Here is a 14,214-nt window from a genome sequence, read left to right as displayed (position 1 = left end):
GCTGTGAGCGAGCAGGCTACGACACTGAGACTGACGTTGGCCATGCGCGGCGGGGTCAGCCTGGCGGTGTGGATCGGCGGCGCCGTCGCGGAGATCGACATTCTGCGCCGCGCCTCGTTGACACCCGACCCGGTCGATCCGCGAATGCGCCGCTACCGGGATCTCCTGGCCGCCGCCGGGTACGGCGCGGTCGAGGTCGACATCCTGGCCGGTGCCAGTGCGGGCGGTTTCAACGCCGTGCTCTACGGCCTCGCGCAGAGTTACGGAGCATCCCTCGAGCCCACGCGCGACCTCTGGGCGAACACCGGTGGCATCTGGCAGATGTTGCGACCGGTCGGCGTCGGGCCGCTGGAATCGTTCCTGCAGGGCGACGACTATTTCCTGCCGACGGCCCGAATGTCGTTGGAGAGGTTGACCTCTCGGCCCGGCGACCCTGCCGACTACGCGGCGGACAACGTCACCGTCGAGCTCGCGGCGACGCGGATTGACGACGGTACCGCCACCGCCTGGGGCAGCGCCGCGGCGTTCTCGTTCGTGCGGAGCCCCGGACCCCTCGGGTCGGGTTACTCCACCATTCCCGGAGCGGGAACGGATCCGTCGGATCCCGTGGTCTCTCGCGCGATCGATCGCCTGGCGCTGGCCGCGCGCGCCACGTCGTCGTTCCCGGGTGCGTTCGAACCGGCAACGATTCGATCGCTCGCCACGCTCGACGACGACGGTGACCGCCCGAACATGGCGACGGTGTTTCCCTTCGCCCACGGCACTGCGGACACGGAATCGTTCGCTGTCATCGACGGCGGTGTGCTGGACAACATTCCGGTCGATCGCGCCATTCGGGCGATCAGCCGCGCCTCCGCGTCCTCCGTCACCGAACGACGGTTGCTGTATCTCGATCCCGAACCGCCTCGCGATCCGCTGCCGATCTCACCGGTCAAGAAATTCGTGATTCACAGTGCGGTGACGGTCATCCGGTACGCGACCGCGTTGAAGAAACGCACCGAGAACGTGCAGGACGAACTCCCCGCTCTGCGGATCTACAACGACCGTGAGGAGAGGGCCCGCACCCGATCGGCGGCGCTCGCAGCGCTACTGGAACGGGACGGGGGCGAGGTCCACCGGCCACCCGCGGCCGACGAATACGCCCGCTTCCGTATCGACGTCGACGCGGAGCGGCTGGCCGATCTCTTCACCGATCCACCCCGGTTCGTCTCGGGCGCACCGGGGTTCGCGCAGCCCTTCGGGCGGGTGTCCGAGTCCGCGACGCTGCCGCTGCGCCGCCGCCTCGCGGCGCTGTATCTGAGTGACCCGTCGTTGGTCGACGGCGACATCCGTGCAGTCCGAGACATCGCGGCCCTGCTGATCGCGTGGGTACGCGAACTCGAGAGGTTGGCGACGACCGGCGGGGACGAGGTGCGATCGGCGGCTCGCGACCTCGGCCGTCTCAAGGCGCTTCTCTATCGGGTGCTGACCGTGACGTTCGACGGACGGCGCAGGACGGTCGACCTCGTCTTCGCCCGCGGTCTCGGTTCGAGCCCCGAGATCAAGGACGAGCTACCGAAGGTCGAAGCTCTGGTGGTGGAGAGCGCCGCCGCGGGGCGACGGTTGGCGCACCTGCCGCCGACGGTCGCAGACGCACTCCGGACCGGAACCACCGTGGACGACACCACCTTCTACACCGCACTCGCCACCTGGTCGTCGCTGCCCGACGGACCCGAAGGCGCTGCGCTGCAGTCCTTGTGGGCCGCCCTGACTGATGCGCGGACGTCGATCTACGCGTTGTCGGACCCCATTCTGCGGGAGACGCCGCCGGCGCCCGCGCGCGATCGATGGCAGGGCACGATCTTCTCGAAGCTGTACACGCCTGCGTGGCGAAGCGCGCCGACACCTGACCTGTTCACCACCTTCGCAGCAACGGGTGACGTGCCTGGCACCTCGTCGGTGGTGCGGTACGACGAGATCCGCGGTGATCAGTTCACTCCACTCGCATACAGCTACTGGTTGGACGGTCAGCCGCACCCCGACATCGACGCGCAGATCGAGACCTTGCTCGACGCGTCGATGGGAACCTGGACGGCGCGCTGGATTCGAGACCCGCAGGCGCCGGTCACGTTGCGCACGCGGGAGAAGGCACTGACCACGGACGCCAAGCTGGCGGGCAACGTCGTCGCACGATTCGGTGGATTCCTGCACGCCGGGTGGCGTGTGAACGACTGGAAGTGGGGCCGGATGGACGCGGCGGCCGGCATCGTCGACGCCCTCGGTATCGAGCCCACCGAGCGGGGTGCCGCGATCGCGGAGTTGCAGAAGTCGATTCTCGCCGACGCGGCCGACGTGGTGGAACGGCCCGGCACCGTGGGCGATTCGAATCTGAACGTGGGAGCGCAGGGGGTGCGAGACCTCGCGCCGTCGTACCTCTTCGCCCTCGTCACCCGTCTCGCCGTGCTGGCGCCGCGCGTGCTGTGGCCCTTGGAATCGCCGACGACGGTGAAAGGTCTGCTCGGGCGGGGGATTGCCCTGCTGATACGCCCGTTTCTGCCTCTCGTCCTGGTCTCCGACGTCGTCCGCCTGGCGCTGGCGGCGACCACGGTCGCCCTGGCGGCGCAGCTGATCGGAATGCACACCGCCACAGTCGGTCCCGTCGCCGCGCGGGTGCTGCTGGTTCTGGCGGTGCTGTTCGGGGTGGTGATGATCTCGCGGTGGCGAGCGGCGCGGAAGCGATGGACCGAGCTTACACAGAAGGTGCGCGACGCGGACGAGCCCCTCGACAAGACCAAACACCTCTGGGTCGCGTACGTCGATCGTCTACGCGCGCAGCATGTCCGGACGATTCGGTTCGGGACGGCAGCTGTCGTTCTGGGGTGCGTCGCCGCCGCGCTGCAATTCGCCGTTGTCGACGGTCCGGCTACGGTCGGTCTGGAAGCGGCCGTCCCCCTTGCGGTCACGATCGCCCTGGCGGCCCTCTGGTGTGATGCGCAGAGCCTCGGAGTGCGCCTGACCGCGCGCCGCATTCGTCCCCGTCGAATGGTCGGGTGCTGCGTCGCAGCCACTCTTACGGCGGCCACCGCGCTTCTTGCCGTCGCCGACGTCCGTGTCGGCGATTCGATTGTGGCGCAGGCACTTCTGGTCGGCTTCCTGGTATCCTTGCTGTCCGGCCTGTCGCTCTGGGGCTGGTCGGCACGGGGGCAGGCGATTGCCTGGATCATCGGGATCGGCATCGTCGGTGCAGCGATCTTCGTGGCGTGGAACCAGGGCCCGGCCGCCGCCGTACCCTTCGCGATCGGATCGTGGATCGTCGGCGTATCCGTCGCCTACCTCGTCGTCCCCGCGCGCGCGGCGATCGAGGGAGACGGGCTGCTGCCGAACGGTCAGTGAAGCTCCTCGCGCAGCCCTGCCAGCGTGCGCGCGAGAAGCCGGGAGACGTGCATCTGCGAGATGCCCATCTTCTCGGCGATCTGGGTCTGGGTCATGTTGCCGAAGAAGCGGAGCAGCAGCACGTTTCGTTCACGCTCGGGGAGTTTCGCGAGGAGGGGACGGAGGGCTTCGTGGTTCTCCACGTTCTCCATCTCCTTGTCGTAGTCACCGAGAGTGTCTGCGAGAGTGAGCCCTTCGGAGTCTCCGCCCGTCGAGGCGCTGTCCACCGACAGGGTCTGGTACGCGTTTCCGGCGGTGAGGCCCTGGGCGACTTCGTCGCGCTCGAGGTCGAGGTACTCGGCCAGTTCGGACACCGTCGGAGAACGTCCGAGTGTCTGCGCGAGGTCGCCGACGGCGCGACTGAGCTGCAGGTGAAGCTCTTTCATGCGGCGGGGGACACGGACCGCCCACCCGGCGTCACGGAAGTGCCGTCGAACCTCGCCCATGATGGTGGGCACCGCGAAGGACACGAAGTCGGAGCCGCGCTCGACGTCGAAGCGATCGACCGCGTTGACCAGGCCGACTCGGGCCACCTGAACGAGATCGTCGTGGGCCTCACCGCGTCCGTCGAACCGCCGCGCGATGTGTTCGGCCAGGGGCAGACAGCGGGTGACCAGTGCATCGCGTTTCACGCGACGGAGAGGGTCGCCCTCGGGGAGGGCGGAGATGGCGCGAAAGCGTTCCGCGACGTCCGCGTATTCGTCGCTTCGGCGCGACTTCTGCGGGGGTCCGGAGGTGGTGGTGGCGGACGTGTCCGTCACTCGTCCCAACCGTGCTTGCGCTTGGAGAACTCGATGGTGGTGGTGATGACTCCGTCGGTCGACTCGGACTGCGACGTCGACACCGAATCGGTGAGTGCGTTGAGAACGTGCCATCCGAAACCGTTGGCGTCGAGCGCGGCGCGGTCCGTGGTGGTGGTGGTGACCGAGACGTGGATCTCGGTGTCCGAGGGAACGAAGCGGCAGACCATGCGAGCACCGGGAGTGGCGCGCACGATGAGACGGCTGCACGCTTCGTCGATGGCGAGCCGGATGTCGGCGATGCTGTCGACGTCGAAGTCTTCCTGGGCTGCGAGCGTGGCCGCGACTGCGCGGGTGACGGACAGTTGACCGGCGTCGGCGTGCACTCCGAGCTCGATGGCCGAATCGCCGCCGTCGACGTTCGGCTCCGGTGTGATTGCCCGTGTCATGAGGCCTCCTGTAGTTCTTTCAGCGGCCGAAACGATCGCTACGTCGACTCTCGTGGGATTGCTGTACATCGGTAGTACCCGGTCGGAGCATGCGGGAAACTCCGAGAGCAGAGCCGTTTCCACGGTCGGTTGTTACTGCCGGGTGCATAGCGTAGCGTCGTAGTGAGGTTGAGTCAGCAGCCGGATTACGAAGCACCGACGATAGCTGCTCCCGCTCTCGGCGCGCCCACTTGGAAAAACAGGGCTGCGCGCCCTTTCTCTCAGCGGTTTTGCACCGTCTCTTCGATGTTTCTCCACGAGTTCCACGAACGGAGAACACCATGACTGTCTCTTTCACACCCGCCACCGACGTCACCACGTCGACCGAGCTCGGCACCACGGATATTCCGGGCGGCCGCGTCGTGTCGAGTCGACCGCAGCCCGGCACCGTGCTCTTCGCCGTGTCGGGGTCACTCGACCTCGCCAACGTTCACCTCTTCGCAGACTGCGTGTCCGAGACGGCCGGCCAGGCCGATGCAATGATCCTCGACCTGTCGGACGTCGAGTTCATGGGCACCGCCGCACTGTCCGTGCTGTCGGACATCGATTCGGCCTGCAGTGCCCGCAACACGGCAATGACGCTGGTGATCGGCCCGGCAGCCGAGCGCGTCATCACGGCAGCGCGGTGGGTGCCGAACACCGCGCCGACGACCTCCGTCGCCGACGCATTGGCCGCCGAGTAAGGATCGTTAGACTCCGTTTTCATGGAGCCGGTGACCGCGTTGCGCGAAGTTGCGTTCTGGCTCGAACGCTCGCGCGCGGAGACCAGGCGAGTGCAGGCGTATCGGAAAGCCGCCGACATTCTCGGCGGCTTGTCCGACGCCCGACGCGCCGAGCTGGCGCGAACCGACTCCTGGACCACCTTGAAGGGCATCGGACCGAAGACCGCGGCGGTGGCAGCGCAGGCTGCCGCCGGTGACGTTCCGGATTATCTGACCGAACTGCGAGACGCCGCCGAGCCGATCGGTGAAGGCGGCGCTGCGCTGCGCTGCGAGCTCCGCGGCGATCTGCACACGCATTCGAACTGGTCGGACGGCGGCAGCCCCATCGACGAAATGATGTCCACCGCAGCATCTTTGGGGCACGAGTACTGCGTCCTGACCGATCATTCGCCGCGCCTGAAGGTCGCGAACGGTCTCACTGCGGATCGGCTGCGCGAACAACTGGACGTAATCGACGAGCTTCGAGACCGGCTGGCCCCCTTCCGCATCCTCACCGGCATCGAAGTGGACATCCTCGACGACGGCTCGCTCGATCAGGAGGACGAACTGCTCGATCGTCTCGACGTGGTCGTCGCGAGCGTGCACTCGAACCTGCGTGCGGACTCCGCGGCGATGACGCGGCGCATGGTTGCCGCCGTCTCCAATCCCCGCGTCGACGTCCTCGGCCACTGCACCGGCCGTCTCGTCGAGGGCGGCCGCGGCACACGGCCCGAGTCGACGTTCGACGCCGACGCGGTCTTCTCTGCGTGCCGCGACGGCGGAACCGCGGTAGAGATCAACAGCCGACCCGAGCGACGCGATCCCCCGCAGCGCCTCATCGCCGCAGCTCTGGACGCCGGATGTCTGTTCTCCATCGACACCGACGCCCACGCTCCCGGCCAGTTGGACTGGCAGGGATACGGGTGCGAACGCGCGGTCACGGCCGGCGTACCGGCGGATCGTGTGGTCAACACCTGGTCGGCCGAGACGCTGCTGGAGTGGACACGGCAGTGAAATGGAGACGGCAGTGAATTGGAGACGGCGGTGAACTAGCTGCGGCGCCCGCGCCGAAACTGTGCGTCGGGCAACGCGGTGATGAGACAATACGGCCACGTCCAAACGGAGAGGGAGTCGGTTCGTGGACTTCGAACGAAGCGCGACCTACGCCGCCCTGCGGGCGGTGGCCGACTCCGCGTCGTCCGGTGTTGTGATCATCGACAGTTCCTCTCGCATCCGCTACTTGAACGCTGCCGGGCTGCAGATGATCGGCCTCGAGACCATGGACGGACTGGATTCGCTGAACGGGCGCAACGTGATCGCCGACAGTGTCCTGGAGCAACTCGAGGAAATCCGCATCGCGGTGGACACCGACGGAGTATGGGCCGGAAGAATGGACATCCTCGACGTGCCCACCGGATCGCCCTTTCCGGTCGAGATGACGGTCTACGGCCTCGGCGACACCGAATCCCAGTCCGTCGTGGCCGGCGTTTTTCGAGATGTCGACGGAAACGCACCTCGACTGGACCGCACCGAGGCGGATCTCGATCGCAGCCGGGAGCTCGAGCAGGAGGCCATCGCCGGTCTGAACCGGATCGCCCTCACCGGACGGGTCGACGAGGTGACGGCCGCCGCCGTGTCCGCGGCCATCGACGTGTTGGGTGCCGAGAACGCCATGATCTACCGGCCGGGTGGCAACGACGGGAAGCTGAGGTTCATTGCCGCCGCACTGCCGGCCCCGGCGGACGCGTCGGGCCTCGAAGTCTCGGACGATTCCATGGCCGGATACACCATTGCGCAGCGCGGTGTGGTGGTGTGCCGCGACGCCGAGCTCGAGACCAGGTTCGACACGACCCTGATGAAACGCTTCGGATTCCGGAGCGCCATCGCGGTGCCGATTCCGGGCACGGAGTCGGCGTGGGGCGCGCTGGCGGTGTACCAGACCGACATCGGTGCGTACTCGGTGCGCACCGTCATGTTCCTCACCACTGTTGCCGAGGTCATCTCGGCCACGGTTCGGCGGGCCGAACTCGAACGCCAGGTGCGGTTCCAGTCGCTCCACGATCCGTTGACGCAGCTGGCCAACCGCACGTTGGCCTACCAACGCATCGACGCCGCTCTGGTCCGCTCGCGCGCCGGGTCCGGAATGACCGCGGTCATGCTGGTCAACCTGCACGATTTCCGCGTCGTGAACGACAGTTTCGGGTTCGCCGCGGGCGATCGGGTGTTGGCCGCGGTGGCCGAGGTGCTCACCGAATCCGTCGCCATGCACGACACGGTGGCCCGGTTCGGCGGCGACGAATTTCTCCTCGTCTGCACCGGCCTCACCAACACCTTCGACGCGATCGCGGTGGCGCAGAGCATTCTGGCGCGGTTGCGTCGCCCCCTGGACATCGGCAACCGGGCGATCGAGATCTCGGGATGTATCGGCATCGCCGCCGGGTACGGCGAGGACACCGCGGCGGACATGGTTCGCCACGCCGACATCGCGGCGTCGGGGGCGAAGAAGGAGGGGCCGGGCACCTACGAGGTGTTCGACGAGGAACACGGCGCGCCCGCACTTCGCCGCTTGGCGATCGCGGATGCCTTGCGCACCGCGCTCGAGACAGATGCTCTGGCCATGGTGTATCAGCCGGTGTACGAATTGGCGACCGGTCGTCTGGTCGCCGTGGAAGCGCTTGCGCGCTGGGATGATTCGACGCTCGGCGCGATCGGACCGGACGAGTTCGTGCCGATCGCAGAGCGCTCGGGTCTGATCGTTCCACTCGGGGAATGGGCGCTGCGCCGCGCGTGCCTCGATTCGGTGCAGTGGAGCGGCGCCGCCGAACTGCGCGTCAACGTCAGCCCGCTGCAGCTCCGGCAGCCGGGGTTTGCCGCGTCGGTGTCGGCGCTTCTCGCCGAAACTCTCTTTCCCGCACAGCAACTCGGAATCGAGATCACCGAGTCCATCTGGGTCGAGGACACCGAGACGGTCAAACGCAACCTCACGGATCTGCACGAGATGGGTGTGTCGGTTCTGCTCGACGATTTCGGGGTGGGACACAGCTCGCTCAGCTACATCACCCGCTTCCCGATCGTCGACTTCGTCAAGATCGACAAGTCCTTCGTCTCGGAACTGCCGGGCACGCAACCGGAGTCGGTTGTCTCCGCCATCGTGACGCTGGCGCGCGCGTTCGATCTGACCGTGGTGGCCGAGGGTGTCGAGACGGTCGAGCAACTGAATTGCCTCCGCGAGGCCGGATGCGACATGGCCCAGGGTTTCCTGCTCGCCGAGCCGATGCCCGCTGCCGACGTGCAGGGCGCAATCGACGCCGCAGAAACGGGTTCAGGGCCTACAGGTGGTTCAGGGCCGACTGTGGAACGCGGTCCCGCCCGGCCGGTCTGAGGCACGTCGGCGCCGGCCGCCCGACAGGCGTTTCACGCGGTACATCACCGAGTCGGCGGCGTTCCAGGCGGCGACGGAACTGCCCGACGATGCGAACGAGGCAAAGCCCACCGACATCGAAATAGCTTCGTCCTCCAGCGAACCGGAGAGCTCGGCCACCTTGTCGGCCGTGGGCTTGTTTCCCGATCCGACCAGGAGAACGCCGAACTCGTCGCCGCCGAGTCGGGCCACGACGTCCGTGGGTCCCGCCCACTCCCGGAGGACAGCCGCGGTGCGGCGGATCAGCTCGTCGCCCGCAGCGTGCCCGTACCGATCGTTGACGTCCTTCAGGCCGTCGAGGTCGGCGACGACGATGGCTGCGGGGTCGCCGAACTCGAGCCACCGTCCGTTCTCGGGCTCGAGCCACCGGCTCCACCCCCGCCGGTTCAACAGGCCCGTGAGCGGGTCCGATTCCGCCTCGATCTCGGCGACCTCCGCCCGGCGTTCGGCGTCCATCCGCGCGTGATCGGAGTCGAGGACGGCCGAGAGAAGCGACGACAGCAGTTCGAGCAACGGCACCCGGTCGTAGAGCTCGGCCGTGTGCGGCTGCGTGTCGTATCCGCAGACCGTGCCGAACACGGTTCCGTCGGGCCGGTGGATGGGGATACCGACATAGGTACGAAGCGGCTTCCAGTCCGGGTCGTCGGAGTCGGCGATCACCGGTTCCAGTGCGGTGTCCGGGACCACGGACGGGATGTCACCGTCGACCATGAGCTTGCACATGGTGCTCTCCCACGGCCGCGCCTGGCCGTCGTGAATGGAGAGGGCGTTGTTCTCCGACGTTCGGAGGAACATCTGATTCTGGCCGTCGAAACGAGTCACCGACCACATCGACATCGGCATCGACTGCTGCAGAAACGCGACGACGGCGGCGCTCGCCTCGTCGAAGCGCGACAGAGTCGGAAGCACGCGAAGGTGATTCTGGGGCATCGGTGACGGTCCTTGTATCCATTCGTAGAAAAGGAAAGCGATCCCCGCGAACACGCATTCATACAGTTATCGCAGTTTATTGAAAATGGTTACGCCGCGGGCCCGCTCTACGCTGGGAGTCATGGCTACCGAGTTCGCAACAGCAGACCGCGTCTCCCACGACGAGTTGGTCGACTTCGTCCGTCCGCGTCACCGGGCCACCCTGGTGACGATCAAGCAGTCCGGGGGACTGCAGATGTCGCCCGTCTCGTGCGGAGTCGACTCGGAGGGACGCATCGTGATCTCCACGTACCCGCAGCGCGCGAAGGCCGTCAACATCAGGCGCAACCCGGCGGTGTCGGTACTGATCCACTCGGACGACTGGAACGACCCCTACGTGCAGATCGACGGGACCGCCGAGGTCATCGACCTCCCCGACTCGGTGGAACCCCTGGTGGAGTACTTCCGCAGCATCTCCGGCGAGCATCCCGACTGGGACGAGTACCGCGAGGCCATGGTGAAGCAGGGAAAGTCGCTGATCAGGATCTCGATCGACACGTGGGGCCCGATCGCCACCGGCGGCTTCCCGCCGCCCTCGTCCTAGTCCTTCGCGCGTCCTAGTCCTTCGCGCGTCTCAGTCTTTCGCGCGTCTCAGTCTTTCGAGGCGGGGGCCTGGTCGTCGACCAGCGGGTGTTCCATGGCGTTGAACCGTGCCGGCGAGCCCTTGACCTGCGCGACACCGTGGATTCCGCCCCACACCTGCATCGTCAGATAGTCGATCAGGTCCTCGGCGGTCATGGACTTGTTGGAGATCCACCAGTGAGTCGCCAACTGGACCAGGCCCACCACGCCGTAGGCCCAGGGCACCGATCCGCCCGAGTCCATCTCCATGCGGCGCAGGCGCTCGCCGAGCACCGCGGACAGCAGTTCCGCGATCATGCGCTCTGAGTCGGCGACCACGTCCCGGTTGGGTCCCGAGCTGTTGCTCATCACGTAGAGGTACACCTCGGGATCCGATGCGACGGTCTCGACGTAGGCGGCGATCACCTGCCGGGTCAGGTGGAACTCGTCGAGCTCGACGCTTATCGCGGCATAGATGCGCGGCGCGAGCGTCACCTCCACGTACCGTTCCAGCGTGGCGTTGGTCAGGTCGTTCTTGTCGTTGAAATAACGGTAGAGAACGGTTTTGGAAATTCCGATCTCGGACGCGATTTCGTCCATTCCGATGTCGCGTCCGCGCAACCTGATCGCCGCCAGGGTTCCGTCGACGAGTTCTTCGCGTCGAGCGATCTTGTGCTCGCGCCAGCGTCGCTTGCGACCGTCCTGCTTGTCCGCCTTCGGCGCCCTCTTCGCGGCCCGGTCGGCCCCGCTGTGGCCCGCTTCGGCGCGTTCGGCGTCGTTCACCGACGATTCGTTCGCCACGGCCAACGCACACTCCTCTTCGATTGCCCCCGACCCGCGCGTGCGGTTCTCTTTCGAGACTAGTGCGTCGGGCCAGGCACAATGGTGCTGGTGCAGCTCCTGAAAGCGGACGACGACGTCAAACGTCGCGATCTTCGCAAGATGAAGTCGGTGGCCACCGGGTTCCTGATCTTCGCCACCGTCGTGTATTTCTTCTGCCGCTGGCAGGAGTCGCAGGGAGCCGGGGCGTGGGTCGGGTACGTGCGTGCCGCGTCCGAGGCCGGCATGGTCGGCGCCCTCGCCGACTGGTTCGCGGTCACCGCGCTGTTCCGTCATCCGTTCGGCATCCCGATCCCGCACACGGCGATCATCAAGCGCAAGAAGGACCAACTCGGGTCCAGCCTCGGCAGCTTCGTCGGGCAGAACTTCCTCGCCGCCGAGGTCGTCACGTCCAAGATCCACTCCGCCCAGATTCCGCTGCGGCTCGGAACGTGGTTGTCGGACACGGCCCACTCCGATCGCGTCGCGGAGGAGACGTCGACCATTCTGCGCGGGGTCCTCGACCTGCTGGACGACGAGGACATCGCCCAGGTCATCGACAACACCATCGTCAAGCGGCTCGCCGACCCGCAGTGGGGTCCGCCGATCGGCCGGGTGCTGGCCTCGCTGCTCGAGGACAACCGGCAGAAGCCGCTGATCGACCTGCTCGCGCTGCGCGCTCACGAGTGGGCGCAGGGCAGCCTCGAGACGATCGACCGGGTCATCAGCCGGGACTCGCCGTCGTGGTCGCCCAAGTTCGTGGACGTGCTGCTCGGCGAGCGCATCCACAAGGAACTCGTCGAGTTCACGTGGAAGGTCCGCTCCAACCCCAACCACGAATTGCGCGCCGCCGCAGACAAATTCCTCGTCGACTTCGCGCAGGATCTGCAGAACGACCCCGACACCATCGCCAAGGCGGAGTCCATCAAGGCCGAGTTGATGGGCCGCGACGAGATCACCGGCCTCGCGGCAGCCACGTGGAAGGTCGCCAAGAAGCTCATTGTCGATTCCGTCGACGACCCGAACAGCACGCTGCGCTCCAAGGTCAGCGAGAACGTGCAGAAGTTCGGCATCCGGCTGCGCGACGACGAGGAGCTGCGGACGAAGGTCGACGGGTGGTTGCTGTCGGGCGTGCGCTACATCGTCGACAACTACACCGACGAGATCACGACGGTCATCACCGACACCGTCGCACGGTGGGACGCGGACGAAGCGAGCAAGAAGATCGAGCTGCAGGTCGGACGCGACCTTCAATTCATTCGTATCAACGGCACCGTGGTGGGTTCGCTCGCCGGTCTCGTGATCTACACGGTGTCGCAGCTGCTGTTCGGATAGCGTTCGTGACTCCCGTCACGGTGCTAGCAGAGTGCTTGCAATTGCTAGCAGCCCTGGTTAACGTGGTGTTCGTAGGCGAGAGCAGGCACGAACTGAGGAGCCGACAACATGCGGGACGAGAACAGTCAGGACGGTGACGAGGCCACCGTGGTCGGCGCAGCCGGCGACCTGGCCGCTCGCGTCGTCAACACCGCAACCGCCGACATCGGAGGCTTCATTCGCGCACAGCGTGAATCGGCCCAGGTGTCGCTCCGGCAACTCGCTCTGCTCGCCGGCGTCAGCAACCCGTATCTCAGCCAGATCGAGCGAGGGTTGCGCAAGCCGTCGGCAGATGTCCTCGCACAGATCGCCAAAGGTCTTCGGGTGTCGTCCGAGGTCCTCTACGTGCAGGCCGGTTTTCTCGAAGAGCGGCCGCACAGTCCCATCCGGGACGCCGTTCTGTCGGACGTGACCATCACGGAACGACAGAAGCAAGTGCTTCTCGAGATCTACGACTCGTTTCGACGCGAGAACGACAGCAGCACCGAAGAACACACAACCGAAGTCGACGAACCCGAAGTCGACAACACCGAAGACCCATCCGAAGGAGTGACCAGCTCATGACCGAGCCCAAGTTCGAGACCGTCAAGACCCCGATCTACGCCGCAGTCGGCGCCGGCGATGCCGTCGTCCAGGCCGTGGCCGACGTCGTCGCCCAGGTGCGTGCCCGTGCCGAGGAGACCACGTCCGACGTCAACGACCGTGTCGACACGGCTCGTGCCCGCGTCGCCGACCTGCAGGAAGACGTCACCGAGAGCATCGAGTCGCTCCGCGGACGCCTGCAGAGCCTGCCGTCCGAACTGCCCGAGGACATCGCGGAGCTGCGCGAGCGCTTCACCCCCGAAGAGCTGAAGAAGGTCGCAGAGGCCTACCTCAAGGTCGCGTCCGACCTCTACACCGCTCTTGCCGAGCGCGGCGAGGAGACCGTCGAGCGCATCCTCAAGAACCCGACCGTCGAAGAAGGCCTCGATCGCGCCAACTCCGTCGCCAACGACGCCGTCGACCTCACCGAGGACACCCTCGGCAAGGTTGCGTCGCAGACCCGCGCCGTCGGCGAGCGCGCCGCGAAGCTTGCCGGCCGTGCGTCGGACAAGGTTCAGGAAGGCGCGTCCGAGCTCAGCGAGAACATCGAGGAAGGCGCCGACGAGCTGAGCGAGAAGCTCGACGAGGCCGGCTCGAAGGCCAAGTCGCGCAGCACCGACGCGTCCGAGAAGGTCGCCGGCGCAGCCGGAACCGTCGAGGCCAAGACCCGCGGCTCGAAGGCCTCGCCCGTCAAGCGCGCACCGGCCGCCAAGGCCACCCCGGCGCCCGCCAAGAAGAGCACCCCGGCCAAGAAGGCTCCGGCCAAGAAGGCCTGATCCATCTCGAAGTCCGATAAGTCCGGCTCCCACGCTTAGTCAGGTGGGAGCCGGACTTATATGCTGGGTCCCATGTTCAATGCGAATACCGCCACCGGTTACGTCCTTCTCGCACTTCAGCTGATTGCGATGGCGGCCGCGGTGTTCGCGATCGTGCACGCGCTGCGCCAGCGCACCGACGCGTTCCCCGCCGCCGGCAAGCTCACGAAGCCGATGTGGCTGGGCATTCTCGTCGTCGCGCTGCTGATTCTGTTCGCCTTCGGGTTCAGCGGCTTCTTCGGCATCATCGGTGTCGTCGCTGTCGGTGTGTACCTGGTGGACGTGCGGCCGAAGGTCGAGGAAGTTCAGCGCGGCAGCGGCAACCGCTGGTAG

13 protein-coding genes are annotated in these 14,214 nt (G+C 66.6%); 9 read left to right on the top strand and 4 right to left on the bottom strand.

Annotation, left to right across the window (positions count from 1 at the left end):
* The first annotated feature begins 3 nt into the window (after positions 1–3).
* On the top strand, positions 4–3,372 hold the full coding sequence (locus AC59JP_RS16895) for a DUF3376 domain-containing protein (protein WP_497326946.1): 3,369 nt from the start codon (positions 4–6) through the stop codon (positions 3,370–3,372).
* Here AC59JP_RS16895 and AC59JP_RS16890 read toward each other — a convergent pair.
* Positions 3,366–4,172 carry a SigB/SigF/SigG family RNA polymerase sigma factor gene (locus AC59JP_RS16890; RefSeq protein WP_497326945.1) on the bottom strand — a complete coding sequence of 269 codons (807 nt, stop codon included), beginning with the start codon at positions 4,170–4,172 and terminating at the stop codon, positions 3,366–3,368. The genes AC59JP_RS16895 and AC59JP_RS16890 overlap by 7 nt on opposite strands.
* Complete coding sequence (locus tag AC59JP_RS16885) at positions 4,169–4,600, bottom strand: ATP-binding protein (RefSeq protein WP_497326944.1); 432 nt, start codon at positions 4,598–4,600, stop codon at positions 4,169–4,171. The genes AC59JP_RS16890 and AC59JP_RS16885 overlap by 4 nt, the downstream gene beginning before the upstream one ends.
* A gap of 320 nt (positions 4,601–4,920) precedes the next feature.
* On the opposite strand from AC59JP_RS16885, the gene AC59JP_RS16880 reads away from it, so the two are divergent.
* The 3 genes from AC59JP_RS16880 (at position 4,921) to AC59JP_RS16870 (ending at position 8,722) form a co-directional block, all read left to right on the top strand.
* Complete coding sequence (locus tag AC59JP_RS16880; protein WP_497326943.1) at positions 4,921–5,322, top strand: STAS domain-containing protein; 402 nt, start codon at positions 4,921–4,923, stop codon at positions 5,320–5,322.
* Positions 5,323–5,343: 21 nt separating this feature from the next.
* Entirely contained in the window at positions 5,344–6,354 is a 1,011-nt protein-coding gene (locus tag AC59JP_RS16875; protein WP_497326942.1) for a PHP domain-containing protein, read from the top strand.
* A 124-nt stretch (positions 6,355–6,478) separates the two neighbouring features.
* On the top strand, positions 6,479–8,722 hold the full coding sequence (locus tag AC59JP_RS16870) for an EAL domain-containing protein (RefSeq protein WP_497326940.1): 2,244 nt from the start codon (positions 6,479–6,481) through the stop codon (positions 8,720–8,722).
* Here AC59JP_RS16870 and AC59JP_RS16865 read toward each other — a convergent pair.
* Entirely contained in the window at positions 8,681–9,691 is a 1,011-nt protein-coding gene (locus AC59JP_RS16865) for a sensor domain-containing diguanylate cyclase (RefSeq protein WP_497326939.1), read from the bottom strand. The two genes, AC59JP_RS16870 and AC59JP_RS16865, sit on opposite strands and share 42 nt — an antisense overlap.
* 121 nt (positions 9,692–9,812) lie before the next feature.
* Here AC59JP_RS16865 and AC59JP_RS16860 point away from each other — a divergent pair, with 121 nt between their 5' ends.
* On the top strand, positions 9,813–10,274 hold the full coding sequence (locus tag AC59JP_RS16860; protein ID WP_497326938.1) for a PPOX class F420-dependent oxidoreductase: 462 nt from the start codon (positions 9,813–9,815) through the stop codon (positions 10,272–10,274).
* A gap of 47 nt (positions 10,275–10,321) precedes the next feature.
* Here AC59JP_RS16860 and AC59JP_RS16855 read toward each other — a convergent pair whose 3' ends face one another.
* Complete coding sequence (locus AC59JP_RS16855; RefSeq protein WP_497326937.1) at positions 10,322–11,092, bottom strand: TetR/AcrR family transcriptional regulator; 771 nt, start codon at positions 11,090–11,092, stop codon at positions 10,322–10,324.
* Positions 11,093–11,173: 81 nt separating this feature from the next.
* Here AC59JP_RS16855 and AC59JP_RS16850 point away from each other — a divergent pair, with 81 nt between their 5' ends.
* From AC59JP_RS16850 to AC59JP_RS16835, 4 genes are all read left to right on the top strand, one after another.
* Positions 11,174–12,445, top strand: a complete 1,272-nt coding sequence (locus AC59JP_RS16850; protein WP_497326936.1) for a DUF445 domain-containing protein — start codon at positions 11,174–11,176, stop codon at positions 12,443–12,445.
* 108 nt (positions 12,446–12,553) lie between these two features.
* Positions 12,554–13,048 carry a helix-turn-helix domain-containing protein gene (locus AC59JP_RS16845; RefSeq protein WP_497326935.1) on the top strand — a complete coding sequence of 165 codons (495 nt, stop codon included), beginning with the start codon at positions 12,554–12,556 and terminating at the stop codon, positions 13,046–13,048.
* Entirely contained in the window at positions 13,045–13,842 is a 798-nt protein-coding gene (locus AC59JP_RS16840) for a heparin-binding hemagglutinin (protein WP_497326934.1), read from the top strand. The genes AC59JP_RS16845 and AC59JP_RS16840 overlap by 4 nt, the downstream gene beginning before the upstream one ends.
* Before the next feature lie 72 nt (positions 13,843–13,914).
* Complete coding sequence (locus AC59JP_RS16835; protein ID WP_497326933.1) at positions 13,915–14,214, top strand: DUF2516 family protein; 300 nt, start codon at positions 13,915–13,917, stop codon at positions 14,212–14,214.

This window comes from Rhodococcus sp. 320_ES (genome assembly GCF_059691855.1).
Note: the sequence above shows the minus strand (reverse complement) of the source record. Positions and strands in the feature narration are given on the sequence as shown.